The sequence below is a fragment of the Nocardioides acrostichi genome (assembly GCF_015319165.1).
In the GTDB taxonomy this organism is placed as follows: Bacteria; Actinomycetota; Actinomycetes; order Propionibacteriales; family Nocardioidaceae; genus Nocardioides; species Nocardioides acrostichi.
This window is the reverse complement of the sequence record NZ_JADIVZ010000003.1, coordinates 240,122-266,434: the sequence shown is the minus strand read 5'-3', so window position 1 is coordinate 266,434 and position 26,313 is coordinate 240,122. Positions and strand designations below refer to the sequence as shown.

The following is a 26,313-nucleotide window of genomic DNA, read 5'->3' as shown; positions in this document are numbered from 1 at the left end:
CCGGCTTCTCCGGAGCGGGAGCCTGCGACATCGGTTCGGCGGGCGTCTCAGTCGTCACCGGCGCTCACGTCCTCGAGTCCGCCGTCGAGCCACGGCGCCAGCGTCTTCTCCCACGCCTCGGGCGAGACGACGTCGGCCAGCTTGGCGCGGTACTCCTCCGCGAGCCGCGGCCACTCCTTCTTCAGCTTCTCGTGGATGACGAAGGTCTTGGCGGCCAGTTCGCGGAACTGCTCGGGGTCGCGCCGGTAGAGCGCCGCCGACGTGCCGTCGGCCATCGAGACGACGGCCGAATCGTAGGTCGCGAGCTTGTACCACTTGGCGTCCATCGCGCGGATCTCCGCCTCGGGGAACTCCCGCGACATCGTCCGCGGCGGCTTGAGCTGACGCAGCGGCTGCAGGCCGGCACTGATCAGGGTGCCCAGTCGCGTCGGGATCTCGGCGCTGTCACGACCCTTACGCGGCGGCTTCTCACGCCGTACGGGGGGGAAGGCGTCGCGGTCGGTCTCCAGCTGGGCGTCGCTGTGGCCGGCACGGATGCCGTTGATGTAGGCCAGCAGGCCGTCGAGCTGCTCGTGCAGCTTCTCGGGCCCCTCGAGGATGTCGAGCAGCGCCTGGTGCCGCATCCAGACCGTGGAGTACTGCATCGAGACCAGGTGCGAGATCTGGTGGTTGCGGCTCTCGCGGATCATCCGGCCACCGCGGGGGTAGGGCGAGTGCAGCAGCGCCGCGACGAAGCGGTTGCGCTGGTGCAGGTAGGCCTGCCAGTCCAGGCCGTCGTTCTTGTCGGTCCACGGCACGTGCCACACCGCGGCACCCGGGAAGGTGACGGTCGGGAAGCCGGCGGCCTTGGCGCGCAGCCCGAACTCGGAGTCGTCCCACTTGATGAACAGCGGCAGCGAGAGGCCGATCTGCTCGAGCACGACCCGCGGGATCAGGCACATGAACCAGCCGTTGAAGTCGACGTCGATGCGCTTGTGCAGCCACCGCGACGAACGCAGGTTGCGACCCGCGAGATCCCAGTCGGAGTAGGTGTCCAGTGGCGACTGCCACCAGAACTTCCACGGCTGCACGATCTCGCCGAAGGAGTGCAGTCGGCTGCGCGAGTAGATGTTGAACATGTGGCCACCGACGATGGTCGGACGCCGCGCGAGGTCGCCGAACGTCGCGGCGCGGATGATGCCCTCGGGCTCGCAGACGACGTCGTCGTCCATCATCAGCGCATAGGTGGCGGTGCCCTTGCGCACGCACTCGAGCTGGCCGCGGGCGTAGCCGCCGGAGCCGCCGAGGTTGCCCTGCTCGAGCACCCGCAGCTTCTCTCCCAGCGCCTTCTCCGCTGCCGGGAAGTGCTCGGAGCCGGTGACCTTGTCCTTGCCCTGCTCCATCACCATCACGGAGTCGAGGTAGGGCCGCAGCGTCTCGTCGGCACCGATCTGGCCGAGCAGCTCGGCGCAGTAGTCGGGCCGGTTCATCGTGGTGATCGCGATGTCGACGGTGCCGTGCTCGGCGCGGTCGGCCGGTACGTCGGCAGACCACTCGGCCGACTCCACGACCACGTCGGCGTCGCCGGCGATGACGTCGTACCAGTACCACCCACCGTCGACGAACGGCTTGAGCGTGAGGTCGAAGGTGAACGTCTGCGATCCCGACGCGTCGGTCTCGGCCGTGGCGACCCGCTGGGCGTTGCCGCGCGCCATCGACTTGTAGACCAGCAGTGTGGCGCCCTCGCCCTTGAGCGTGACGACGAGCCGCACGGCCGACACGATGGTCCAGCGCCGCCAGTAGCTGGCCGGGAATGCGTTGAAGTAGGTGCCGAAGGAGAGTCGCTGGCCGGAGTTGACCCGGAATGCGGTGCGCGACTCGATCTGGTCGGGGTGCAGCGAGCGGCCGGTCGCCGTCGACTGCCGGATGGCGGCGTTGTTGAGATCCTTGGCCGCCTTGTTGCCGCCGATCTCGTACTTGTCGGCGTCGAGCTTGGCCTCCTCGGGGTCGACGTAGAGCGCGAGCACGTCGAAGTCGCGGTCGATCGGCATGATCTGCCGCTGGAGCAGGCGGCTGGCGGTCTGGTCGGTGGCGGTCATGCCACGCCTCCTGAGGTGAACGGGGCGCCGTCGGCGAAGTGCGGCTTGATCTTGTTGTCGTACATCGAGAGCGCGGAGCCGATGGCCATGTGCATGTCGAGGTACTGGTAGGTGCCGAGCCGTCCGCCGAAGAGCACCATCGGCTCGGCCTTGGCCAGCTCGCGGTACTTCAGCAGCTTCTCGCGGTCGGCCGCGGTGTTGATGGGGTAGTACGGCTCGTCGCCGACTTCTGCGAAGCGGCTGTACTCGTGCACCACGATCGTCTTGCCGGGCAGGTAGGTGCGCTCGGGGTGCAGGTGCTTGAACTCCAGCGTACGGGTGTAGGGAAGCTCCTGGTCGTTGGCGTTGACGACCCCGGTGCCCTGGTAATCGTCGATGTCGAGCGTCTCGGCCTCCAGGTCGATGGTGCGCCACGACAGTCGACCCTCGGAGTTGCCGAAGTACTCGTCGACCGGGCCGGTGTAGACGACGGGGACCGTGCCCTTGTACTCGTCGGCGATGTCGAGGAAGTCGACGTCGAGACGAACCGTGATGTTCTCGTGTGCCGCCATCCGCTCCAGCCAGGCGGTGTAGCCGTCGACCGGGAGACCCTCGTAGGTGTCGTTGAAGTAGCGGTTGTCGAAGGTGTAGCGCACCGGCAGCCGCGTGATGATGTCGGCGCTGAGCTCGGTGGGGTCGGTCTGCCACTGCTTGGCGGTGTAGCCCTTGACGAACGCCTCGTAGAGCGGCCGCCCGATGAGACTGATCGCCTTCTCCTCGAGGTTGGTGACGTCCTCTCCTGCGATCTCGCTGGCCTGCTCGGCGATGAGCGCGCGCGCCTCGTCGGGGGTGTGCGCACGACCGAAGAACTGGTTGATCAGACCCAGGTTCATCGGGAAGGAGTAGACCTGCCCCTGGTACTTCGCGAACACCCGGTGCTGGTAGTTCGTGAAGTCGGTGAACCGGTTGACGTACTCCCACACGCGCGCGTTGGAGGTGTGGAAGAGGTGGGTGCCGTACTTGTGCACCTCGATCCCGGTCTCGTCGTCGAACTCGGAGTAGGCATTGCCGCCGATGTGGCTGCGACGTTCGAGGACCAGCACCCTCAGGCCGAGCTCGTCGGCGCAGCGCTCCGCGATCGTCAGGCCGAAGAAGCCGGAGCCCACCACGACCAGGTCGGGCGGCTCGGGCTGGCTGTTCGCGTCAGGGGTCGGCACGGCAGGTCAGTCTACGGACGACGAGGGCAGCGCGCGCATCTCCCACGCGGCGCGTAGGGCGCGGGTCACGTTCGCGGCCTCGGCCCTCCCTCCGCGCAGTGAGGAGAGCAGCACCACGGCGAGCGCGATGAGCAACGGCTTGAGGCGCACCGCGAGGTTCTCGCCGTAGCGCAGGTGCACGACGAAGAGGTTGCGGTACATGTAGAAGCCCTTCCACCCCGCCAGGTCGTGCTGCTGGTCGAAGTCCAGCTGCCGCACGAGCACGGCGTCGCGCAGCCCCCAGATGCGGAACCCCGCCCGCCGTGCCCGGATCGCGAAGTCGACGTCGTCGTAGAAGATGAAGTAGCTCGGGTCGGGCAGCCCGATGCGCTCGACCACACGACGGCGCACCATGAAGCCCTCGAAGGCGACGTTCTCGAGCTCGACCCGCGCCGGCATCGTGCGCCGGAACCCGTAGTCGGTCTCGACCATCGCCGTCTTCGGCTTGATCGCCCAGGGGTGGGTGAGGTCGAAGCGGGTGGCGGCCTTCTCGCACAGCCGCCCCTGGGAGTCCTCGCGCACGGCCATCAGGCAGTCCTCGTCGGCGTCCATGAGCACCGTGAGGCAGGTGGGGTCCGGCGCGACGTCGTCGTCCATGAGCCAGATGCGGTCGTAGCCGCCCTCGTAGGCGGTGCGGACGCCGAGGTGGAACCCGCCCGCTCCCCCGAGGTTGCTCGCGGTGCGGATCACCTGCAGAGGCAGTGCACCGGCCCGCTGCGCCCGCTCGAGCACGGCAGGCGTGTCGTCGGTGCTCGCGTTGTCAACGACGATCACGGCGTCGGGGCGGCGCTCCAGCCTGGTCAGGCTCTCGAGCATCGGCTCGAGCAGGTGGGCGCGGTTGTAGGTCACGACCACGATGGCCACGGTCTCGCTCACGAGAGGTACCTCCGGTGGCCCGTGAAGTCGCCGCGCAGGCCGGCGACGACGGCGCGGGCACTCAGGGCGAGGCGGCGCAGGTCGCGGTGGGTGACGAGGTAGAACCAGATCGTCTTGACCCAGAACGCCAGCACGTGCGGCCAGCCCCGGTAGGTGCGCAGGTTGACGGTGTTGTTGCGGGCCATGCAGTAGCCCTTGAGGTCACTGGGGCTGTGGTTGTACGTCGTACGCCCACCCATCATCGGCGTGCCGAGCCGGCCCACGGACGGGTGGCGCACCACCGCGTCGGTGCGGGTGGCGATGCGGGCGCCCGCCTGCTCGGCGCGCAGCCGGTACTCGTGGTCGTCGCCCCAGATGAAGAACTCCTCGCGGGGGTAGCCGATGCGCTCCGCCAGCGCCCGTGTCACGAGCACCCCGTTGAAGGGGATGACGATCTCGTCGATGCGCCTGCGCTCACCGCCCGCGGCCTCGACGTCGGCCAGGCGGTGCACGACCTTGGTGCCGCCGGGGAGCCGGATCGGGAAGACCAGCCGCTCGGCGTCCTCCTCGTCGACCACCATCGGCCCCCAGAAGTCGAGGTCGGTCTCGGTCAGCAGGGTCGCGAGACAGTCGGGGTCGGGCAGGCCGTCGTCGTCCATCAGCCACACCAGGTCGGCGTCGGTCTCCTCGATCGCGTACCGCACGCCCTCGTGGAACCCGCCCGCTCCCCCGCGGTTGCCGGGCAGGCTCCGCGTCGTCACGGGTTGCCGGGCGAGCCATGCGGTCGTGCCGTCGGTGCTCGCGTTTTCGACGACGACGACTTCGGTGAGGCCCGGGGTCTGTCTGCCGATCTCGGTCAGTCGTGGGACGAGCCGCTTCAGCAGGGCCAGACGGTTGTACGTCACGACGACCGCCACCACCGTCCGTTGCACCACGGGCGTCACCCTAACGAGCATCCGTCGGCGGTCGAGCAGGTAGCGCCAGCCACGAGCCCGTCGTCGGTGGTTGAGCCGTGAGGAGCGCCAGCGACGAGCGCGTCGAAACCCCCGCACGACGCTGACGCACCGCTGGTCGAGCCGCGAGGAGCACCAGCCACGAGCGCGTCGTCCGGTGGTTGAGCCGTGAGGAGCGCCAGCGACGAGCGCGTCGTCGGTGGTTGAGCCGTGAGGAGCGCCAGCGACGAGCGCGTCGAAACCCCGCACGACGCTGACGCACCGCTGGTCGAGCCGTGAGGCCGTCCACGGCCGAGCGCGTCGAAACCCCGCGCGGCGCTGGCGCACCGGTGGTTGAGCCGTGAGGAGCGCCAGCGACGAGCGCGTCGACACCCCCACGCGAGCGCTGACGCACCGGTGGTTGAGCCGTGAGGCCGTCCACGGCCGAGCGCGTCGAAACCCCGCACGGCGCTGACGCACCGGTGGTTGAGCCGTGAGGCCGTCCACGGCCGAGCGCGTCGAAACCCCGCAACGGGCAAGGCAACATCTCCTCCACAGTTCGCCGTCACACCTTCCGATAGAACAGGTGTTCGAGTAAAATCGGGTCATGACCACGGCGCCCGCACCCCAGCCCCACGGGCTGCCCCATGGTGCGTTGGCTGCGGCGGTCACCGCGCAACGCGAAGCGCAGGCCGCCGAGATCCGGCTGTGGGAGGCGGCCGCGGAGTGGTGTGCCGCGCACGCCGAGGGCCACGTGCCGGACTGTGTGGCCGGCGGCCCGCTGGGTGTGGTGACCGAGGAGCTGCTGGCCGCCTATGAGGTCGAGGGTGGTGATCGGCTCATCGGGGCCGGTGGCCCGGGTACGCCGTTGGTGGCTCAGTTCGCGATCATCGAGCTCGCCACCGCACTGGGGCGCTCCGATGCTTCTGGTCGGGCGTTCGTGGGGGCGGTGATGGAGACCCGGTTCCGCCTCCCACTGCTCTGGGAGGCCATGACCTCCGGACGGGTGGCTCCGTGGCGGGTACGCCGCATCGCCGAAGAGACGATGAAGGTCGGTGCCGATGCTGCCGCCTTTGTAGACCGGATGATCACCCCGGTCGCGCACAAGACCGGCCTGCGGGCCCTCGACGGCCTCGTCGCCGACGCGATCGCCCGCTACCAGCCCGAAACCGCTGAGGCCGACATCGCCGACGCCCACGCACAACGGCACGTCACCATCGAGCTCGACCAGCCCGGCCAGGGGGCAATCTGCGCGTTCGACGGCCTCGTGCGTCTCGACGGGCTCCTGGACCGTGCCGATGCCGAGGACCTCGACCACGCCCTCCGCCACCTCGCCGCCGAGCAGTCCGCGCTCGGCTCACCGCTGGACCTCGGCGAACGACGTGCCGCCGCCCTGGGCCAGCTCGCGCGGAACCAGACCATGCTCGACCTCGGTGGCGGGGTGAGCGGTGGTGTGGTTTCGACGCGCTCGGCCGTGAACGGCCTCACGGCTCAACCACCGGGCTCACCGGTGGTGGACGGCCTCACGGCTCAACCACCAGCCTCGGCGGTGGTGAACGGCCTCACGGCTCAACCACCAGGCTCGGCGGTGGTTTCGACGCGCTCGGCCGTGGACGGCCTCACGGCTCAACCACCAGCCCCGCCGGTGGTGGACGGCCTCACGGCTCAACCACCGGCCCTGCTGGTGGTTGAGCCGCCGGATGCCGAAGGCGAAGGCGTGTCGAAACCACCCCAACCCACCACGCTCCCCACCACGGTGCCCGCAAGCGTGCCCGCCCGCCAACTCGTCCTCCACGTGCACCTCTCCAGCGAAGCCATCACTGGCACCGGCACACCGAGCATCGACCCCGCCACCGGTGCCCTGGGCATCCACCTCGCCCGCGTGTCCACCGCCACCGGTGCACACCGGGCCACCGTGACCGCCGCCCAGGTCGCGACCTGGGCCGGCAACCCCGACACGAAAGTCATCGTCAAGCCCGTCGTCGATCTGGCCGAGACGGTCGCGGTGGATGCCTACGAGATCCCCGACCGCATCGCCTACCGAGTCACCGAGCAGCGCCAGACCTGCGCCTTCCCCTTCTGTACCAGGTCGGCGATGCGCGCCGACCTCGACCACATCGACGAATACGTCCCACGCTCCCAGGGCGGCCCACCCAGGCAGACCAGCACCGACACGCTCGCGCCGCTGTGCCGCACCCACCACCGCGCCAAGACCCACCCCAGCCCCAGCCACCAACCAAGCCGATCCGAGAAACGCTGGCGCTACCGCCGCATCCGCCCCGGGCTCTACCTCTGGACCAGCCCCCACGGCCGGCACTTCCTGGTCGACCCCGACGGCACCGAACACCTCACCTGAGGGCCACCCTCAAACCGGTTGCGCCCGCGCGAGCCGCACCGGAAGGCTCGCGGCATGCCCTCGATCCTCGAAGAGATCTGGCCTCCGTTCGCGCTCCACGTCGAGGTGGGCCCGCTGACCCTGCGCCTCATGCGCGACGAAGACCTTCCCGAGCTCGCCGAGGCCGCCGAGGCGGGTATCCACGCCGACTCCCTGCGACCGTTCCCGCGTGACTGGGCGTCGGCCGACGCCACGACCGTGGGCCGCGATCTCGCCCGTCGCTGCTGGCGGTACCGGGCCGGGCTCGGTGACGACGAGTGGGCGCTCCCCCTCGTCGTCCGTCACGAGGGCAACATCGTCGGCATCCAAGGCGCCGAAGCGAGGCACTACCCCGCGTTGCGGACCCCGGATACCTTCTCCTGGCTGACCAGATCGGTGCACGGTCGAGGCATCGGCACCCTCATGCGCCGGGCCCTCTGCGTGCTGTTCTTCGACGAGCTCGGCGCGCACCAGATCACGAGCGGCGCATACGCCGACAACCCGGCGTCCGCCGCCGTGAGCCGCAAGGTCGGCTACCGGCCCAACGGCGGCAAGCTCGAACTCCGTGACGGCCTTGCGGCCGAGCACCGACGCTTCGTCCTCGACCCGGCCGACCTGGTGCGGCCAGAACAGATCGTCGCGATCTCCGGGGCCGCAGGTCTGCGCACGGTACTCGGTGTCGGAGATCCCGACGAGTGAACCCACGGGCGGCACGATTCGCGACCCCTCGCGGGACGATTCACGACCCCTCGCGGGTGAATCAGCAGGCCGTGGAGAGGTCGCTGGACTTGTTGGCCGCGTATCCGGTGGAGAGCGACCCGAGGGAACCACCGGTGACGGTCTCCTCCGCCTTCTTGCGCACCTTGTTCTTCGGCGCGCTCGAGGGGGTGGCCTCGGAGGAGTCGACCGCCTTGGCGACCATGGAGTGCAGCTGGTCCATGTCCGGGTCGGCGGTGTTCACCATGGGGGGCACCAGCGAGATCGTGGAGATCTTCTGGCTCTTGGCCTTGAGCGCCAGCGACATGAACGTGCTCAGCTCAGACGCCGGCAGGTCCGTCGAGATGAGCTCGGAGGACGCCTTGGCGATCTGCTCGAAGCGCGTGACCGCGACCTGGGGGCTGATCTGCTGCAGCATCGCGTTCATGACGCACTTCTGGCGCGCCATCCGCGAATAGTCGTCGGAGGTGTGGCGGGCCCGGGCGTACCAGAGGGTGTCGACGCCGTCGAGCTTGCGGGTGCCGGGCTGGATGAAGTGGTAGCCGTAGTCACCCGGCAGCCCGACCGGGATCGGCTGACGCACATTGAGGGTGACGCCGCCCACGGCGTCCACGAGATCCTTGAAGCCCTGCAGATTGACCATCGCCCAGTAGTTGATCTCGAGACCGGTGATGCCCTCGACGGCCGAGATCGTGGCGTCCATCCCCGGATCCTTGTCACCGGGGAAGAGGTCGGTGTGATCGAGCGCCCAGGTGCTGACGCCGTTGACGTAGTCGGCGTCGAAGCCATCGGGGAACTGCTTGGCCATCACCGAGCCGGGAGCGAAGGTGAAGTTCTTCATGTTGCGAGGCACCGACACCAGCACCGTGCGACCGGTGACCTCGTCGATCGAGGCGACCGTCATCGAGTCAGGTCGCAGGCCCCACCGACCGGCGCCGGAGTCGCCGCCCACGAGCAGCACGTTGTACCGGCCGTGGTTCGCGCTCGTGGCCGTGCCGTTGCCGAACATCGTCACGATGAAGTCGCGCTGCACCGCCAGTACGTGCGCGCCGAACAACAACGTGCCCGCGACCGAGAAGCACAGCAGGCCGTTGACCCCCACGACGGCGCGCCGGTGCGCCATGCCGAGCGTGAGCGGCTGGCCCAGACGCCAGGCGTCCATGAACAGCACCGCCCAGCCGACCGCACCGGCCAGCATCGCCATGCGCAGCAGGAGCAGCAGCGACGGCGACACCGCGAGACTGATGGCCAGGCCGTGGTCGACCACGACGGCCATCAGCACCAGCAGGGCGAGGGCCCAGCTGCCCAGCCAGATGCGCAGGGCGATCCGCCCGACGCGAGCGTTGCCGGCGGCGATCTGGGCCGAGCCGGGCGCGACCAGGGTCATCACCATCAGCGAGAGGGCGCGGCGGAAGCGGATGCGGGCGGCGCGGTCGTCGACCGAGGTGCGACCCGCGGCTGGGCGCTGAGGTCGGGTGGGGTCGGGCAACCCGGGGGAAGGAACGGGCATGCCAGGAAGTATCACGAGCCACAGGCGTCACATCGGTCAGGCGCGCCGTCAGGATCCCCGAGCCGCGTCGATCTCCTGCTTGCGGGCCAGCCGGTGCGCCCTGCGGATCTCGGCCTCGCGCCAGCGACGGTGCTCGACCTCGGTCTGCGGTAACAGCGGCGGCACCGACCGGGGATGGCCGGAGGTGTCGATGGCGACGAACACGAAGTACGCCGACGCCACGTGCAAGCCGTCGCCGTCCGGGTCGTTCCACGGCTGGGCCTCGACCCGCACCCCGATCTCCATCGACGATCGGCCGGCCCAGTTGACGCACGCGTAGGTGCTCACGATGTCGCCGACGTGCACCGGCGCCAGGAACACCATCTCGTCGAGGGCGGCGGTCACGGCCGGTCCGCCGCTGTGTCGCTGACCGACCGCACCGGCGGTCGAGTCCGCCAGCTTCACGATCTCGCCACCGTGGATGTTGCCCAGCAGGTTGGCCTGGGTGCCGTTCGTGATGACCGTCAGCGACACGCTGGCGTACGTCGGCGGATGACCCGCCGGGCTCGAGTGGAGGTCGGCGGGCATGGCGGCACGGTACCGTCCTAACCCATGGCACAGCGTCCCCCCAGCGACTCCCCCGACAACTCCTCGGGAGCTTCCTCCGACGGCGAGCGCTACGACTGGCTCTACGGCCAGGGCGGCGCACCGCGACGCGACGAGGGCGGCGACGACGCCACCCGCATGATGCCCACCCAGCCGCGGCCCGGCACGGGGTCGTCCGGGCCCTCCCCGGCACCCACGCCGGCACCCACCCCGCGGCCGGCGCCCACGCCGTCCCAACCGGGCACCACCTATCGCAGCTCGCGCCGCGGCTTCCGGCCCAGGTTCCGGGTGCGGTACCTGCTGCTGGTGCTGCTGGCCTACATCGTGTTCCTGGTCGCCGTTCCCGTCTACGCCTGGACGAAGGTCGACGAGGTCGCGTTCGAGCCGTCCGGCAAGCGGCCCGACGACCAGCCCGGCACCACCTATCTGCTGGTCGGCAGCGACTCCCGGGCCGGCCTCTCCAAGGAGCAGCGCAAGCAGTACGGCACCGGCAACGCGGTCGGCCAGCGCACCGACACGATCATGCTGCTACACACCGGCTCCGGCCCGAACCTGCTTCTCTCGATCCCCCGTGACTCGCTCGTCGAGGTGCCCGGACACGGCACGACCAAGATCAACGCCGCCTACGCCTTCGGTGGCCCCAAGCTGCTCACCAAGACCGTCGAGCAGGACACCGGCATCAAGATCGACGAGTACGTCGAGATCGGCCTCGGCGGGTTCGTCGACGTGGTCGACGCCGTCGGCGGCATCACCATCTGCCCCCAGCAGGCGATGGTCGACAAGCTGGCCAACCTCGACGTGAAGAAGGGCTGTCAGGAGGCCGACGGCACCACGGCGCTCGCCTACGCACGCTCACGGCACACGTACGCCACCGGCGACATCCAGCGCGCGCAGGCTCAACGAGAGGTCGTCTCCCAGGTGGGGTCCAAGGCCATCTCACCGTGGTCTCTGCTCCCGTGGCGCTACTGGAACCTGAACATGGCGGCCACCGGCTTCGTGACGTTCGGCAAGGGCATGAACCCGGCTCGGGCCGCGATGTTCGCGATGGCGATGACACACGTGAACGGTGAGAACGGCCTGACCTGCTCGGTGCCGATCTCCGATCTGGCCGTGCACTGGGACGCCGAGCGGGCGCCGCAGATGTTCAAGGCGATCATCAACGACGACACCGACCGCATCGGCAAGAACCTCTGCTCCCCCTCGGGTCTGCCCTCCTCCGTCACGGGGTGAGAGGGTCACCCCGTGCCCGACACCACTGACCAGACCCCCGCCTACGAGACCCTCACCTTCGAGGTCGACGACGACGGCATCGCTCTCCTCACCCTCGACCGGCCTGGCGCCCTCAACGCCTTCGACCTCACGATGGCGCGCGAACTGGAGCGGGTGTTCCGCGTCGACGCGCGCGACGACGACGTGCGCGCGGTGGTCGTCACCGGTGCCGGCCGGGCGTTCTGCGCCGGCATGGACCTCTCCGCCGAGGGCAACGTGTTCGGCCTCGACGAGACGGTGCGACCGACCCCTGAGGAGTTCCGCGCGGCCTACGACGAGCCGCCCTACGACCAGGGCGTGCGCGACACCGGCGGCAAGGTGACGCTCGCGATCCACGCACTGCCCAAACCCGTGATCGCCGCCATCAACGGCCCCGCCGTGGGCATCGGCGCCACCATGACGCTCGGCATGGACCTCCGACTGGCCTCCACCAAGGCACGCATCGGGTTCGTGTTCGGGCGCCTGGGCATCGTGCCCGAGGCGTGCTCCACGTGGTTCCTGCCTCGCATCGTCGGCATCCAGCAGGCACTGGACTGGGTCTACTCCGCCGAGATCCTCACCGCGGAGCAGGCGCTCACCGGCCGGCTGCTGCGCTCGGTGCACGAGCCCGACGACCTGGTGCCGGCAGCCCTCGAGCTGGCCCGATCGATCGTCGTCGACCGCTCTCCGGTGGCCCTCGCGCTGGCCAAGCAGATGCTCTACCGCAACAGCGCCCACGACCACCCTCTCGAGGCCCACCTCTCGGACTCCCTCGCGATGTACTGGACCTCGATCGGTGACGGCAAGGAGGGCGTGGCCGCATTCCGCGAGAAGCGCGCCCCCGTCTTCACCAGCCGCGCCAGCCAGGCTCCACGCATCCACCCGCGGGGCTGAGAGCTCAGGCGGCCCCGGCCTCGCGATCCAAGGTCGACCTCAGGTCGTCGAGCAGCCGGGAGATCCGGCGAGACACCTGCTCTTGACTCAGCCCCACGACCCGGCCGATGTCGGCCTGGGTGCGGCCCTCGACGTAGCGCATGGCCAGCATGGTGCGGTCGACCCATCCCAGGCCGGCCAGCAAAGGGCGCACGGCCTCGCGCAGCTCGACGAGCTCGAGGTCGCGCGTGTCGGCGACCGGAACCTCCCGCTCCCAGGGCGCGTCCAGCGAGGCGGGGCGGAAGAGACCGGTGGCCCCCAGCGCCTGCCGCACGAGCATGACGTCGAGGCCGGTCTCCGAGGCGATGTCCGCAGGCCCGGGGTGACGGCCCAGCTCCTGGGTCAGGCGGGCCTCGGCCGCGAGCACCACTGCCTGCGCCTCCTGCACCGATCGGGGCGGGCGCACGGTCCACCCGGCGTCGCGGAAGTGGCGTTTGAGCTCACCGCGCAGCGTGGGCACGGCATAGGAGAGGAAGTCCTCGCCCCGCACCGGATCGAACGTGCGGACCGCCTTGACCAGGCCCAGGTAGGCGACCTGCTCGAGGTCGTCGAGCCCCACTCCGCGGCGCGCGTACCGGCCCGCGACCTGTCGTCCGACCGGCATGCTGAGCCGAACGACCTCGTTCTCGAGGCGGGTTCTCTCCACGCCGGACGTCGCGCGTGCCCGCAGCATCAGCCGGGCGATCTCGAGTCGGCGGCTCGCCACGCCGATGGAGGAACCGTGCACACCGTCAGCCGACACCGGGGGATCCTTCCTGCTCGGCTCCCCCCACTACCGGCTCATCGTGGCACGTGACGACGCTGTCCGGTCGGTAAATACGAGAGGCGGGCGGCCCGGTCCGGACCACCCGCCTCCCATGGGCGACGTTCGTCGACCCGCCGGTCTCGACCCTACGGTCTCGACCCGTCCGTCTCAGCCTGCCTGCGCCGCGGCCTCACGCTCGGAGCCGGCACCCTCGGTCGACAGCTTGCCGCCGGTGTCCTCGAGGTGCGCCCGGACGAACCAGTGGAACAGCTCCAACTGCTCGGTCTGTGCGACGAACATGTCCTGGGTGACCAGGTCGAGATCGTCGAGCTCCTTGATGCCCGCCCGGTAGCTCTCGATGATGCCGCGGTAGACGAGGTCGAGCGCGCCGAGGTGCTGCTGGGTCGTCGCGCGACCGATGGAGTACTCCTCCCACGACCGCGCCGCGACCAGGGCGCCGGGCGTGCCCACCGGCGACCCACCCAGGGTGGCGATGCGCTCGGCCAGGTCGTCGGCGTACCCGCGAACCACCTCGACCTGCGGGTCGATCATCTCGTGCACGGCGATGAAGTGGGGGCCGACCACGTTCCAGTGCACGTGCTTGAGGGTCAGATGCAGGTCGTTGGCCGCGTTGAGACGGTCCTGGAGGAGTTCGATGACCCGGGCGGCGCTCGCGGCGTCCATGCCGGGGGTCGTGTACTGAATGTCGGAGGTCATGCCAGCGAGGCTAGGCACACCGCGCCCCGACTCCGGACACCTGCCCGGGTGAGCGACAGCTCGGAGGAGGGACGAACCGACACACCGCGCGAGCCTTCGGCGGAGCCGGGACGTCGCGGGGGGAACGGCGCCCCGACCCCAAGACCGCCGGACTCCCGGCGGCGGGCGACGCAGCCTCATGGGGGGTGCGCTGCGCCGCTCGGTCCAACCCTACCCCGGGATTCACGTCCGTGGGGTCGACGCCGCGACGAAGCGGTCCGCGACACCCTTCGACACCTCGGTGACCAACGCCTCCAGGGGCCCACGACGACGGGCCAGCACGAGTCCCGATCCGAGCGCGAGCACCACGACCACCTGAACGATCGCGAACCCCGGACCCGGCGAGGGTGGCAGCAGCGACGACGTCATCAGCACGTGCACCGAGTAGAGCGTCAAGGTGCTGCGGCCCGCGCCGGTGACGACCGCGGCAGTACGGAGCACTCGACCGTGGAGCAGGTGTGTGAGCGCCAGCGCGAGACCGATGGCGCCCACCGCGCTGGCCGCGCTCTGCACGAGGTCGAACGGGGTGCTGGAGTGCGGAGCGACCACCAACAGCCAGTCCCAGCTGCCGCGCACCGGGGTCTGGCCGAAGTAGCCGACGCCCTCTCGGGGCTGATCCACCTGCTCGAGGACGGCGCGCGCCCCGCGCTCGCGGTAGAGGGCAGGGTCGAGCCGGGCCAGCACCGACGTCCGCGACGTCAGCGCGTGGGAGACCACGGTCGTGACGGCCGCGACAGCGGCCCCGACCACCGCGATGCCGCCGAACACCGGCAGCGCGCGGGGCCCGGCCGAGATCCGGCGCAGGTCGAGCCGACCCAGCGCCATGCCCACCAGGAGGTAGGCCGCCCAGCAGGTCACCGGGTAGTAGCCGGTGAAGAACAGCTCCGAGAGCAGGTGGAGCGGGTGCAGCAGGTCACCGAAGACAGGCACACCGACGCCACGGGGTGGCAGGTACGGGCGCAGCAGGTGGTCACCCACCGGCGCGCCGACCGCGACGGCCGCGGCGAGCAGGCCCAGAGCGCGGGCGCGGAGCCGGACCACCAGCAGCCCCAGCCAGAACAGCACCCCGTAGTTGACCAGGATGATCGCCAGACCCGAGTCGGTCTCGCCGAGGGCCAGACCGATCAGCACCACCAGCAGACCGCGCACCGACTGCGCGATCCGCACGCGGGCCAGCTCCGGCCCCCTCACGGGCTGCGGACCGCCGGTGAGCAGCGCGAGGGTGACGCCGGCGAGCACCGCGAACAGGGCGGCGGCGCGGCCGGCGAAGACGGTGGCCACCCACGTGTTGGACCCGTCGGCCTGGGCCATCGGCAGCAGGTGGGTGGCCATCATGCCGAGCAGGGCGACCCAGCGGGCGGCGTCCAGCCCGACGAGGCGGAAGCGGGCGGCCTCGGTCAAAAGCCGAGCCGGGAACCGGGTCGCGACTGCCGGCGGACGGCTTCGCCCTTGGCGTGCGCCGCGTCGCGCAGGCCGGCCTGGAAGCGCGTCATGCGCTCGCGCAGGCCCGGGTCGGACGCCGCGAGGATGCGCACCGCCAGCAGGCCGGCGTTGCGGGCATTGCCGATAGCCACGCCCGCCACCGGCACCCCGGCGGGCATCTGCACGATCGAGAGCAGGGAGTCCATGCCGTCGAGGAACTTCAGGGGCACCGGCACACCGATCACGGGCAGCGGAGTGACGGCGGCGAGCATGCCGGGCAGATGGGCCGCTCCGCCGGCACCCGCGATGATCACCTGGAGACCGCGGTCGGCAGCCTGCTCACCGTAGGCCAGCATCTCGTGCGGCATCCGGTGCGCCGAGACCACGTCGCTCTCGGTCACGACGTCGAACTCGGCGCACGCCTCGGCCGCCGCCTGCATGACCGGCCAGTCGGAGTCGGACCCCATGACGATGCCGACGCGCGGGGCCGGGCTGGTCTGGTCGATGCTCATCACCGGATCCTCATTCACTCTCGTCGCCGAGGTCACCACGGAACCAGGCCGCGGCGTGCCGGGCCCGCTCGAGGCAGTCCTCGAGATCGTCACCGTAGGCGTTGACGTGCCCGACCTTGCGCCCGGGGCGCGGCGCCTTGCCGTAGAGGTGCACCCGCAGGTGGGGATCCCTGGCCAGGGCGTGGGGGTAGCCGTCGTAGAGGCGGCCCACCGCGGGGTCGGGGCCGCCGAGGATGTTCACCATCACGGTCCACGTGGCCCGTGGAGCCGGTGATCCCAGCGGCAGGTCGAGCACCGCTCGCAGATGGTTCTCGAACTGGGAGGTGACGGCGCCGTCCTGCGTCCAGTGACCGGTGTTGTGCGGGCGCATCGCGAGCTCGTTGACGAGGATCCGGCCGTCGGTGGTCTCGAACAGCTCCACGGCCAAGACGCCGGTGACGCCCAGCTCGCCGGCCACGTGCAGCGCCACGTGCTGGGCCTGGGCGGCCAGAGCCGGATCGAGGTCGGGGGCGGGCGCGATCACCTCGTGGCAGATGCCGTCGGTCTGGGTCGAGGCCACCACCGGATAGGCCGCCGCCTGTCCGCTGGGCGCACGGGCCACCAGCGCCGACAGCTCACGGCGGAAGTCGACGAGCTCCTCGGCCAGGATGCGCACCCCGGCCTCGGCCGCTGTGGCGAAGGGTTCGACGCAGTCCTCGCGGGTGCGCACCACCCAGACGCCTTTGCCGTCGTAGCCGCCCCGGGTCGTCTTGAGCACACAAGGGAACCCGAAGCCGGCCACCTCGTCGGCGTCGGCCACCACCGCGTGCCGCGGGCAGGGAACCTCGAGCGCGGTGAGGCGTTCGCGCATGACCGCCTTGTCCTGAGCGTGCACGAGGGCCTGAGGACCGGGCCGGACGGCGACCCCGGCCTCCTCCAGCGCGTGCAGGTGGTCGGTGGGCACGTGCTCGTGGTCGAAGGTGACCACGGCACATCCCGCCGTGACCCGGCGCAGGGTCTCCAGATCCCGGTAGTCGCCGACCTCGTGGTCGACGACCACCTGGGCGGCCGAGACCCCGGGCGCTTCGGCCAGCAGACGCACCGGCAGGCCGAGAGCGATGGCGGGTTGGGCCATCATCCGGGCCAGCTGGCCGCCTCCGATGATCGCGACGGTGGGCGCAGCAGGCTGAGGGTCGGCACTCACGGCCGACAGCCTAGTGGTCGACGCAGAGGGCGCTCAGGCGGCTGGGGAGGCCTTCTCGAAGCGCAGCCCCTTGCCGCGGATGGTCGTGATGAGGTGTGGACGGCGGCTGTCGTCGCCCAGCTTGCGGCGCACCCAGCCCAGGTGCACGTCGATGGTCTTGGAGGAGGTCCAAAACGACGCGTGCCACACCTCGCGCATGAGCTCGTCACGGGTCACGATGTCGCCGGCTCGAGCGATGAGGGCGTGGACGAGGTCGAACTCCTTGCGCGAGAGCGCCACCTCCTCCCCGTCCTTCCATGCCTGACGGGTCTCGGGGTCGACGGAGATCTCTTGAACCTTGATCACGGGATGAGCCTAGGAAGGTGACGAGCTCGACGGTAGGGTTTGGCCCGAAACGGCCTTGGCATTTTCATGTCACTTCTGGGATTCACGGGGGCGCCTGCCGTCCCCCGTTTGGGGGACGGCAGGTAAAGGACACCGAACGGTCCGGTGCCCCCGTGACCGGACCGGCCCCCGACAGGCTCTCGACGGGCTCCCGACAGGCTCTCGATAGGCCGGCTCTGTCTCAGCACCGACGCCGCTGCGCGCGACGTTCAGTGGCGGCGCACCGTCAACGGCTCAACGATGCCGAACCCGCGCACCGGTCGAGCGGCCAGACGACGGGTCTCGAACTGGTCGTCGGGCAGCTTGGCCGCCGTCGCGGCGTCGATGATGATCCGGTTGCGCCGCGCCACGTTGGTGAGCCGGGCGGCCATGTTCACCGGGGGGCCGAAGACGTCACCGAGCCGCATCACCACGAGGCCGCTGGCCAGGCCGACGCGCACGTCGGGCATCCGCTGGTCGCGTCCGATCACGTGGATGATGCCTTCGGCCGTGTCATAGGAGCGCAGGGGGCTCTCGTTGACGAACAGCACCGAGTCGCCGATGGACTTGATGATCCGGCCACCCTGAGCGGTGACGACATCGGCGCAGCGCATCTCGAAGAGCTCGACCAGGTCGCCGATGCGCTCCTCGGTCAGGGTGTTCGACAGCGCGGTGAAACCCACGATGTCGGCGAAGCCCACCGTGAGATCGGCCGTGTGCAAGCCCTCGTCGTCGTCCGAGGCCAAGGTCTCGACCCGCGCCGCGGCGGCCGCGAGGTGCCGGCGCCAGGCGTAGAGCATGAGGTGCTCGAAGGGCTCGCGGAACTCGTCGACCACCCGGACCGCGGCGTCCACGCGCGTGCCGCCATCGGGGTCGGCTGCGCTGAGGTGCTCGATGCGGCCGACCAGGGCCGAGACGTCCCAGTCGGCGAGTCGCGCCATCGTCTGCCCCAGCCCGCGGGTGAGGTTGACGGCCAGGTCGAAGTCGACCAGGCCGCTCTCGACCGTGCCCGCGAGCAGTCGCAGCGCCTCGACGTCAGCGGGCAGGAAGGCCTCGACGTCGTCGGGGTACTCGGGGAACCCCAACGCCCGCCAGAGGCGACGCGCCTGCTCCGACGTCACCCCGGCCTGGTGGGCGAGCTGCGGTGCCGTGAGCTCGGGGGGCCCACCCAGGATCGCCCGCACCAGGTCACCCGAGCGGCGCTGCTCGGCCTCTCGCTCGAGCTGCTCGTCGTCGCGCGACACGGCCCTCAGGCGCCCTCGTCGTCGCGACCGCTGTGGATCTCGTGCAGCAGGTCGTTGAGCCGACGCTGCACCTCCTCCACCCGAGGGATGTCGGGGAGCGTCACGGAGCCGTGCGTGCTGGCGTCGCTGATGACGAGCGTGCCGCAGCCGAGCAACCGGTCGTTCACGTTGCGCTCGACGGCCACGTCGCTGACCCGGGAGAGCGGGATGTCGTGCCCGCGACGCGTGAGCACACCGGTGCGCGTGACCAGGCGGCGGTCGGTGAAGGTGTAGGAGCCCGCGAACCACTGGAGGAACGGGCGCACGACGAACCAGACGACGCCGACCGCGACGAGCACCCACACGACCCGGGAGAGCCACCGGTCGCTGCCCGGCCCGGTGCGCGTCTCCACGAAGGCACCGACCGCCAGGAGCAGGACGAGAACGATGAGCGGGCCCAGCAGCACCTTGGGGTGCGTCCGGGTCGAGACGACGATCCGCTCCCCCTCGCTCAGGTGCTTCGCAGACATGCCCACGCCGCGATCATGTCACGAACCCTCGGGGGCCGGCCGTACGTGCACGACGTCTCCGGCCGCCACGGCGACCGGCTCGACGTCGCCGGGTCCGACGGCGTCCGGATGCACCACCAGCCTGCCGGACTCGTCGATGTCGGCCGCGACACCGACCAGCGGGTCGCCGACGGGCAGCGTCACCCGCACCCGGCGTCCGATCGTCACGCACACCGGGAGATAGGCCTCCCGAAGCGTCTGGACCGCGCCGCCCGCCGCCTCCCACCTCTCCAGCCGCGACCCGAGCGCGTCGAGCACGTCGAGCAGCAGGTCCGTGCGACGCGGCACGCCCAGGCCGGCACGCTGCGCCTCGACCAGCAGCGAGGTCGCGGTCTCGGTGGGCAGCAGATCGGCCGGGAGTCGCACGTTGAGACCGATGCCGGCGACGGCCGCCGGCCCTCCGACCCCACCGTCGACGAGCTCGAGCAGGATGCCGGCCACCTTGCGGTCGTCGATCATCACGTCGTTGGGCCACTTCAGCCGCGCCGGGAAGCCGGCGGCGGTGAGGACGTCGGTCACGGCCAGGCCGGTGAGCAGCGGCAGCCACGGCCACGCCGACGCGGGAACGGCCGGCCGCAGCAGGAGCGAGAAGGTCAAAGCGGTGCGGGCCGGGGTCTCCCACGGCCTGGCCAACCGACCACGGCCCGCCGTTTGGTGTTCGGTGACGATCACCAGGCCGGGCGACGCGCCGCGCCGAGCGAGAGCCGCGACGTCCTCGTTGGTCGAGGTGGTCTGGTCGACGACACGCACGCCGCGCTCCTCCAGTCGTGCCCGGTCCAGGGGCGTGTCGAGTCGTGGGCGGGCGTTCCCGGGCGAGGCCATGCAGTTAGTCTGCCCACGACCAGACCCAGCAGCAGCACGAGCCCCGGCAGGAGCGGAATCCGTGAGCGCACAGCCAGGTGAGGGCACCGACGTCCCCGACGACATCGACCTCCACACGACGGCGGGCAAGCTCGCCGACTACGACCGCCGCATCGACGAGGCCGTGCACGCGGGTTCGGCCAAGGCCGTGGAGAAGCAGCACGCCAAGGGGCGCCAGACCGCACGTGAGCGCATCGAGATGCTCTTCGACGAGGGCTCGTTCGTCGAGCTCGACGAGCTCGCCCGGCACCGCTCCACCGCGTTCGGCCTGGAGAAGACGCGCCCCTACGGCGACGGCGTGGTCACGGGCTACGGCACCATCGACGGTCGCCAGGTGTGCGTGTTCAGCCAGGACTTCACGGTCTTCGGCGGCTCGCTCGGCGAGGTCTACGGCGAGAAGATCGTCAAGGTGATGGACCTCGCCATCAAGACCGGCAGCCCCATCATCGGCATCAACGAGGGTGCCGGCGCGCGCATCCAGGAGGGCGTGGTCTCGCTCGGCCTCTACGGCGAGATCTTCCGCCGCAACGTGCACGCCTCCGGCGTGATCCCGCAGATCTCGCTCATCATGGGCAACTGTGCCGGCGGACACGTCTACTCCCCCGCCGTCACCGACTTCACCATCATGGTCGACCAGACCTCCGCGATGTTCATCACCGGCCCCGACGTCATCAAGACCGTCACCGGCGAGGACGTCTCGATGGAGGATCTCGGCGGCGCCCGCACGCACAACACCAAGTCGGGCAACGCGCACTACATGGCCTCCGACGAGGAGGACGCGCTCGAGTACGTCAAGGCGCTGCTGAGCTTCCTGCCGCAGAACAACCTCGACGAGGCGGTCGTCTACGACGAGGTGGCCGACCTCGAGCCGACCGACGACGACCTCGCGCTCGACACGATCATCCCCGACGGCGCGAACCAGCCCTACGACATGCACGACGTCATCACCGCCGTGCTCGACGACGACGACTTCTTGGAGGTGCAGGAGCTCTTCGCCCCGAACCTCATCGTCGGCTACGGCCGCGTCGAGGGCCGCCCGGTCGGCGTGGTCGCGAACCAGCCGATGCAGTTCGCGGGCACGCTCGACATCGACGCCTCCGAGAAGGCGGCCCGATTCGTCCGGTTCTGCGACGCCTTCAACATCCCGGTGCTCACCTTCGTCGACGTCCCGGGCTTCCTGCCGGGCACCGACCAGGAGTGGAACGGCATCATCCGCCGCGGGGCCAAGCTCATCTACGCCTACTCCGAGGCGACCGTCCCGCTGGTCACGATCATCACCCGCAAGGCCTACGGCGGTGCCTACGACGTCATGGGCTCCAAGCACCTCGGCGCCGACATCAACCTCTCCTGGCCCACCGGCCAGATCGCGGTGATGGGCGCGCAGGGCGCGGCCAACATCGTGCACCGCAAGACACTGGCGAAGGTCGAGAAGGACGGCGGCGACGTCGAGGCCAAGCGGGCCGAGCTGATCGACGAGTACGAGACCACGCTGGCCAACCCCTACATCGCCGCCGAGCGGGGCTACATCGACGCCGTCATCGCCCCCCGCGAGACCCGCGCCGAGATCGTCAAGGCGCTGCGCCTGCTGCGCAACAAGCGCGAGACCCTGCCCCCCAAGAAGCACGGGAACATCCCGCTGTGACCGACCAGACCGCGAGCGCAGCGAGCCTGGTCTGGTCGGAACGGGAGGACAGCGCGAGCGCAGCGAGTGCGGCGCCTCTTCGGTGCCGACGAAGGAGGCCTGGATGGTCGTGAATCAAGACGGCACGAGCGCAGCGGATTCCGCGCCTTCCGGGACGGGCGCAGCGAGTCCGGAGAGCGAAGCCGCAAGGCCGCTGCTGAGGGTTCTCAACCCCGACGCGACGCCCGAGGAGATCGCGGCCGTCGTGGCGGTGTTCGCCAGCCTCGGCGGCGGCGCGCCGGCCCCCGAGCCGGTGCGCTCGGAGTGGTCGCACCCGCGGCGGTTGCACCGCACCACGCACGCCACCGGCCTGCCCCAGGGTCGGGGCGGCTGGCGGGCCAGCGGCCTGCCCCGCTGAGCGCCGTCCGGAACCGTCGCAAACGGTGTCGGTGCGCGACCCTAGGGTGGCGACATGACGCGACCCGTGGATGCCCGGTGTGACGCCTACGTCGAGGAACTCGCTGCCCTCGATCCGTTGGAGGCGACGTATGCCGGCATTCCCGGGTACGACCACCTGCTGCCGGATCTGAGCCCGGAGGGTTTCGGCGCGCGCGAGCAACTCCAGCGGCGCGCGCTGGCCGACGTCGCCGCGCTCACGCCGTGCGACGAGCGCGAGCGGGTGGCCCAGGACGCCTTCACCGAGCGGATCGGCCTCGCGGTCGAGCAGGCCGACGCGCACGCGGTGCGCAGCCAGGTGTCGGTGATCAGCAGCGGCCTGCACTCGATCCGCGAGGTGTTCGACGTGATGGGCACCGACACCGACGAGCAGTGGGAGGCGATCGGCGAGCGCCTGGCCGGCGTCCCGGCCGCCCTGGCGGGCTACCGCGAGACCCTCCGCGCCGAGGCAGACGCGGGCCGGGTCTCGGCGCGGCGTCAGTATGTCGAGATCGCCGACCAGGTGCGGGGCTGGACCGGCCAGCAGGGCGCCTCGGGTGACTTCTTCGCCAACCTGGCCGCCCAGGCGCCGTCCGGCCTCTCGGAGCGGGTCGCGGCGGCCGCGCGCGAGGCCTCGGCCGCGGTGGCCGAGTTCGGCCGGTTCGCCGAGACCGAGCTGGCCCCGCGCGGTCGCGAGATCGACGGTGTGGGCCGGGAGCAGTACGCGCTCGCGTCGCGGTACTTCCTCGGCGCCGAGGTCGACCTCGAGGAGACCTACCTGTGGGGGTTCGAGGAGCTGGCCCGCATCGAGGCCGACATGCGCGAGACCGCGCAGCGCATCGTGCCGGGTGGCTCCGTCGACGACGCGGTGGCCGCCCTCGACGCCGACCCGGCCCGCGACTGTGGCAGTCGCGACGCGTTCCAGGAGTGGATGCAGCGCCGGGCCGACGAGATCCTGGCGCAGTTCGACGGCGTGCACTTCGACATCGCCGAGCCGATCCGCACGATCGCCTGCCGGGTGGCGCCGGTCAACGACGGTGGCGCCTGGTACATCCCGCCGAACGAGGACTTCTCCCGTCCCGGCACGATGTGGTTCTCCTTCACCGACGACCACCGCACGTTCTCGACCTGGCGCGAGACCACCACCGTGTTCCACGAGGGCGTGCCCGGCCATCACCTCCAGTGCGCCCAGGCGGTGCACAACGCCGACCTGCTCAACCGCTGGCAGCGGCTGCTGTGCTGGGTCAGCGGCCACGGCGAGGGCTGGGCCTTGTACTCCGAACGGCTCATGGACGAACTCGGCTTCTTCGCCGACCCCGGCGATCGGCTCGGCTTCCTCGACATGCAGGGCTTCCGCGCGGCCCGCGTGATCGTCGACATCGGCGTGCACCTCGGTCTGAGCGTGCCGCAGGGCAACCCCTTCGGCTTCCGGCCCGGTGCCACGTGGGACGCCGCCCTGGTCATGGAGTTCCTGCGCGCGCACTCCCGCATGGACGACGGCTCGCTGCGCTTCGAGGTCAACCGCTACCTCGGCTGGCCCGGCCAGGCGCCGTCGTACAAGGTCGGCGAGCGCATCTGGCTGGAGGCCCGCGACCAGGCGCGAGCCCGCGCCGGGGCGGCCTTCGACCTCAAGCGATTCCACACCGACGCCCTCGATCTCGGCTCCTTGGGCCTCGACCCGTTGAAGGCCGCCCTCGCGCGGCTGTGAGGCGCCGGTAGCGTCGGCACCGTGCCGACGTTCGTCCTCGCCTCCCAGTCCCCCGCACGCCTGGCCACCCTGCGCAGCGCCGGCCTCGACCCGGTGGTCGTGGTGTCGGGGGTCGACGAGTCGGTGCTCGACGGGCTGCCGCCCGCCGAGCTCGCGGGCGGTCTGGCCGAGCTGAAGCTGGCCGCCGTGCTCGACCGGCCCGAGGTGCCCGCCGGCGCGCTCGTGCTCGCGTGCGACTCCGTGCTCGAGATGGACGGCGAGGCGTGGGGTAAGCCGGGGACGCCCGAGGTCGCGACGCAGCGCTGGCGGGCGATGCGCGGGCGCACCGGCGTGCTGCACTCGGGTCACTGTCTGCGCGACACCGCCACCGGCGAGCAGCGCTCACGGGTGGCGTCGACGACCGTGCACTTCGCCGAGCCCGGCGATGAGGAGATCGCGGCCTACGTCGCCACCGGGGAGCCGTTGATGGTCGCCGGAGCGTTCACCGTCGACGGGCTCGGCGGCGCTTTCGTGACCGGCATCGAGGGCGACCACCACAACGTGGTGGGCGTGAGCCTTCCGGTCGTGCGGACGATGGCGACCGAGCTCGGTCACCTCTGGACCGACCTCTGGGCCGGCCAGTGGTCTCGCTGACCAAGCGCGGATCGCGACCGGCGCGGTCTCAGCGCGAGCCGCTGCCCGGCGAGATCCGGGTGTTGGTGGCCTCGGCCTTCGTCATCGCCCTGGGCTACGGCATCGTCGCGCCGGTCCTGCCGGCCTACGCCCGCTCCTTCGACGTCGGCGTCGCAGCCGCCTCGCTCGTGGTGTCGGCGTTCGCGTTCTTCCGGCTGGTCTTCGCCCCCGGTGGCGGCGCGCTCATCGCCAGGCTGGGCGAGCGACCGGTCTACCTCACCGGCCTGGGCATCGTGGCGGCGTCCTCGCTGGCGACCGCGTTCGCGCAGTCCTACACCCAGCTGTTGGTGTTGCGCGGACTCGGCGGTCTGGGGTCCACGATGTTCACGGTCTCGGCGATGGCGCTCCTCGTGCGCCTGGCGCCACCCACGATGCGCGGGCGGGTCACCTCGGCATGGGCGAGCACATTCCTCATCGGCGGCATGCTCGGCCCCGTGCTGGGCGGCTCGCTGGCCCAGTTCGGGCTGCGAGCGCCGTTCGTGGTCTACGCCGGCGCGCTGGTGCTCGCGGCGCTGGCGGTCGGCTTCCGGCTCTCGGGCGCGCGGCTGCGCCCGGCGCCGGACGCCCCACCCCGCCCCGTGATGCCGGTGCGCGAGGCCCTCTCGCACCGCACCTACCGGGCCGCCCTGGTCTCCGCGTTCGCCAACGGCTGGTGCAACTTCGGTGTACGGGTCGCGGTGCTGCCCCAGCTGGCGGTGGCGATCACGGGTGCCACCTGGGCGGCCGGCGTCTCGCTCGCGGTCGCAGCCGCAGCGACCGCCGTGGCCCTCCAGGCCGCCGGCCGGCTCACCGACCGGATCGGACGTCGTCCGCTCGTGCTGGCCGGCCTGGGCGTCACCGCGGTCGGTCTGGTGGCGCTCGGCACCAGCACGACTCTCTGGGTGCTGCTGCCGCTGGCGGCGGTATCGGGGCTCGGGGCCGGGCTGGTGAACCCGGGGCAACAGGCTGCCGTCGCCGACGTCGTGGGCAACGAACGCACGGGCGGCACCGTGCTGAGCACGTTCCAGATGTGCCAGGACGCCGGAGCCATCCTCGGTCCCGTGCTCACCGGCGTGGTGGCCGACCACGCCGGCTTCGGTCCCGCCTACGCGCTCACGGCCCTCGTGAGCGCCCTCGCGATCGGTCCGTGGCTCAGGGCTCCCGAGACGCGTCCGCTCGTGGACGGGAGCGAGCCAGCAGGCTGACGGGGTGCCGGAACACGAACCGCCGGAACAGCCAGAACCGGGTGACCAGACCGAGCACGAGGCCGATCACGTTGGCCGAGAGGTTGTCGGAGACCGGGTCGTCGAGCCCCAGCAGGTTGCGGCTCACGAAGAGACAGGCCACGGGGATCGCCATCGTCGCGACGTTGATGACCACGAAGGCCGTGCGACCGCCGTCGGCATGCACCGGCTCGCGGTGCCGGAAGGCGAAGTCGCGACTGCCCCGGTAGCTCACCGCCATCCCCACCAGGTTGGCCACGACGTAGGCCACCAGCGGCTGGTCGGCCAGCACCGCCAGCGGCGTGCCGAACCCGTGCACGAGCAGGTTGAAGAGGAACAAGGCGATGATCGTCGCCAACCCGCCCACCGCGAGGAACCGCCACGCCTCGTCGACGAAGCGGCGCCACCGTCGTCCCATGGTCAGCAGGTTATGCGCGAGGGGTCGCAAATCGTTGCCCGAGGGGTCGCAAATCGCGCAGCGGCGCCGCACTTTGCGACCCCTCGAGGCGCAATGTACGACCCCTCGCGGTGACCCCGAGGCCGGCCACTGGTCCAGACACAACACGACAAGAGC

General features: G+C 70.8%; 25 protein-coding genes. 9 read left to right on the top strand and 16 right to left on the bottom strand.

Annotation, left to right across the window (positions count from 1 at the left end; genetic code table 11):
- Positions 1 to 47: 47 nt before the first annotated feature.
- From ISG29_RS09080 to ISG29_RS09065, 4 genes are read right to left on the bottom strand one after another with little or no spacing between them, the layout of a single operon-like run.
- A complete protein-coding gene (locus ISG29_RS09080; protein ID WP_194503098.1) occupies positions 48 to 2,078 on the bottom strand; it encodes a glycosyltransferase in 2,031 nt (676 codons plus the stop codon).
- Positions 2,075 to 3,274 carry a UDP-galactopyranose mutase gene (gene glf, locus ISG29_RS09075; protein ID WP_194503097.1) on the bottom strand — a complete coding sequence of 400 codons (1,200 nt, stop codon included), beginning with the start codon at positions 3,272 to 3,274 and terminating at the stop codon, positions 2,075 to 2,077. Before glf ends, ISG29_RS09080 begins: the two co-directional genes overlap by 4 nt.
- Positions 3,275 to 3,280: 6 nt before the next feature.
- Positions 3,281 to 4,189 (bottom strand): glycosyltransferase family 2 protein, encoded by a 909-nt coding sequence (locus ISG29_RS09070; protein ID WP_194503096.1) that lies wholly within the window; start codon positions 4,187 to 4,189, stop codon positions 3,281 to 3,283.
- Positions 4,186 to 5,103: a glycosyltransferase family 2 protein gene (locus ISG29_RS09065; protein WP_328828527.1), complete on the bottom strand. Its 918-nt coding sequence runs from the start codon at positions 5,101 to 5,103 to the stop codon at positions 4,186 to 4,188. The genes ISG29_RS09070 and ISG29_RS09065 overlap by 4 nt, the downstream gene beginning before the upstream one ends.
- A gap of 604 nt (positions 5,104 to 5,707) precedes the next feature.
- On the opposite strand from ISG29_RS09065, the gene ISG29_RS09060 reads away from it, so the two are divergent.
- Positions 5,708 to 7,456 (top strand): HNH endonuclease, encoded by a 1,749-nt coding sequence (locus tag ISG29_RS09060; protein WP_194503094.1) that lies wholly within the window; start codon positions 5,708 to 5,710, stop codon positions 7,454 to 7,456.
- 54 nt (positions 7,457 to 7,510) lie between these two features.
- A complete protein-coding gene (locus tag ISG29_RS09055; RefSeq protein ID WP_194503093.1) occupies positions 7,511 to 8,173 on the top strand; it encodes a GNAT family N-acetyltransferase in 663 nt (220 codons plus the stop codon).
- A 61-nt stretch (positions 8,174 to 8,234) separates the two neighbouring features.
- Here the strand turns inward: ISG29_RS09055 and ISG29_RS09050 are convergent, their stop codons facing one another.
- Positions 8,235 to 9,701, bottom strand: a complete 1,467-nt coding sequence (locus tag ISG29_RS09050) for an LCP family protein (RefSeq protein WP_194503092.1) — start codon at positions 9,699 to 9,701, stop codon at positions 8,235 to 8,237.
- 48 nt (positions 9,702 to 9,749) lie between these two features.
- Positions 9,750 to 10,268 carry an acyl-CoA thioesterase gene (locus ISG29_RS09045; RefSeq protein ID WP_194503091.1) on the bottom strand — a complete coding sequence of 173 codons (519 nt, stop codon included), beginning with the start codon at positions 10,266 to 10,268 and terminating at the stop codon, positions 9,750 to 9,752.
- A gap of 24 nt (positions 10,269 to 10,292) precedes the next feature.
- Between ISG29_RS09045 and ISG29_RS09040 the strand changes: the two genes are divergently transcribed.
- Both ISG29_RS09040 and ISG29_RS09035 read left to right on the top strand, forming a co-directional pair.
- Positions 10,293 to 11,516, top strand: coding sequence for an LCP family protein (locus ISG29_RS09040; RefSeq protein ID WP_194503090.1), 1,224 nt, complete (start codon positions 10,293 to 10,295; stop codon positions 11,514 to 11,516).
- Positions 11,517 to 11,528: 12 nt separating this feature from the next.
- Positions 11,529 to 12,428 (top strand): crotonase/enoyl-CoA hydratase family protein, encoded by a 900-nt coding sequence (locus ISG29_RS09035; RefSeq protein ID WP_194503089.1) that lies wholly within the window; start codon positions 11,529 to 11,531, stop codon positions 12,426 to 12,428.
- Between the two features lie 4 nt (positions 12,429 to 12,432).
- Here ISG29_RS09035 and ISG29_RS09030 read toward each other — a convergent pair whose 3' ends face one another.
- The 9 genes from ISG29_RS09030 to ISG29_RS08990 form a co-directional block, all read right to left on the bottom strand.
- Positions 12,433 to 13,209 (bottom strand): sigma-70 family RNA polymerase sigma factor, encoded by a 777-nt coding sequence (locus ISG29_RS09030; protein ID WP_194503088.1) that lies wholly within the window; start codon positions 13,207 to 13,209, stop codon positions 12,433 to 12,435.
- Positions 13,210 to 13,380: 171 nt separating this feature from the next.
- On the bottom strand, positions 13,381 to 13,929 hold the full coding sequence (locus tag ISG29_RS09025; protein ID WP_194503087.1) for a Dps family protein: 549 nt from the start codon (positions 13,927 to 13,929) through the stop codon (positions 13,381 to 13,383).
- Positions 13,930 to 14,151: 222 nt separating this feature from the next.
- Positions 14,152 to 15,369, bottom strand: coding sequence for a heparan-alpha-glucosaminide N-acetyltransferase domain-containing protein (locus ISG29_RS09020; RefSeq protein WP_194503086.1), 1,218 nt, complete (start codon positions 15,367 to 15,369; stop codon positions 14,152 to 14,154).
- Positions 15,366 to 15,902, bottom strand: coding sequence for a 5-(carboxyamino)imidazole ribonucleotide mutase (gene purE / locus ISG29_RS09015; RefSeq protein WP_194503085.1), 537 nt, complete (start codon positions 15,900 to 15,902; stop codon positions 15,366 to 15,368). The genes ISG29_RS09020 and purE overlap by 4 nt, the downstream gene beginning before the upstream one ends.
- Positions 15,903 to 15,912: 10 nt before the next feature.
- Positions 15,913 to 17,085, bottom strand: a complete 1,173-nt coding sequence (locus ISG29_RS09010) for a 5-(carboxyamino)imidazole ribonucleotide synthase (RefSeq protein WP_194503084.1) — start codon at positions 17,083 to 17,085, stop codon at positions 15,913 to 15,915.
- Between the two features lie 33 nt (positions 17,086 to 17,118).
- On the bottom strand, positions 17,119 to 17,430 hold the full coding sequence (locus ISG29_RS21590) for a winged helix-turn-helix domain-containing protein (protein ID WP_194503083.1): 312 nt from the start codon (positions 17,428 to 17,430) through the stop codon (positions 17,119 to 17,121).
- Positions 17,431 to 17,678: 248 nt separating this feature from the next.
- The gene (locus ISG29_RS09000) at positions 17,679 to 18,692 is read right to left on the bottom strand and encodes an adenylate/guanylate cyclase domain-containing protein (protein ID WP_328828520.1); all 1,014 of its coding nucleotides are present in this window, start codon (positions 18,690 to 18,692) and stop codon (positions 17,679 to 17,681) included.
- 5 nt (positions 18,693 to 18,697) lie between these two features.
- Positions 18,698 to 19,201 (bottom strand): PH domain-containing protein, encoded by a 504-nt coding sequence (locus ISG29_RS08995; RefSeq protein WP_207792911.1) that lies wholly within the window; start codon positions 19,199 to 19,201, stop codon positions 18,698 to 18,700.
- Positions 19,202 to 19,219: 18 nt separating this feature from the next.
- Positions 19,220 to 20,062, bottom strand: a complete 843-nt coding sequence (locus ISG29_RS08990) for a biotin--[acetyl-CoA-carboxylase] ligase (RefSeq protein ID WP_194503081.1) — start codon at positions 20,060 to 20,062, stop codon at positions 19,220 to 19,222.
- Between ISG29_RS08990 and ISG29_RS08985 the strand changes: the two genes are divergently transcribed.
- The 5 genes from ISG29_RS08985 (at position 20,061) to ISG29_RS08965 (ending at position 25,721) form a co-directional block, all read left to right on the top strand.
- Entirely contained in the window at positions 20,061 to 21,743 is a 1,683-nt protein-coding gene (locus tag ISG29_RS08985) for an acyl-CoA carboxylase subunit beta (RefSeq protein WP_194503080.1), read from the top strand. The genes ISG29_RS08990 and ISG29_RS08985 overlap by 2 nt on opposite strands.
- 103 nt (positions 21,744 to 21,846) lie before the next feature.
- The gene (locus ISG29_RS08980) at positions 21,847 to 22,140 is read left to right on the top strand and encodes an acyl-CoA carboxylase subunit epsilon (RefSeq protein WP_194503079.1); all 294 of its coding nucleotides are present in this window, start codon (positions 21,847 to 21,849) and stop codon (positions 22,138 to 22,140) included.
- Positions 22,141 to 22,194: 54 nt separating this feature from the next.
- Complete coding sequence (locus ISG29_RS08975; RefSeq protein WP_194503078.1) at positions 22,195 to 23,865, top strand: DUF885 domain-containing protein; 1,671 nt, start codon at positions 22,195 to 22,197, stop codon at positions 23,863 to 23,865.
- Between the two features lie 21 nt (positions 23,866 to 23,886).
- Positions 23,887 to 24,498, top strand: a complete 612-nt coding sequence (locus tag ISG29_RS08970) for a Maf family protein (protein ID WP_194503077.1) — start codon at positions 23,887 to 23,889, stop codon at positions 24,496 to 24,498.
- Positions 24,486 to 25,721: an MFS transporter gene (locus ISG29_RS08965; protein ID WP_207792910.1), complete on the top strand. Its 1,236-nt coding sequence runs from the start codon at positions 24,486 to 24,488 to the stop codon at positions 25,719 to 25,721. The genes ISG29_RS08970 and ISG29_RS08965 overlap by 13 nt, the downstream gene beginning before the upstream one ends.
- Here the strand turns inward: ISG29_RS08965 and ISG29_RS08960 are convergent.
- Positions 25,669 to 26,157: a GtrA family protein gene (locus tag ISG29_RS08960; protein ID WP_194503076.1), complete on the bottom strand. Its 489-nt coding sequence runs from the start codon at positions 26,155 to 26,157 to the stop codon at positions 25,669 to 25,671. The genes ISG29_RS08965 and ISG29_RS08960 overlap by 53 nt on opposite strands.
- Positions 26,158 to 26,313 lie beyond the last annotated feature (156 nt).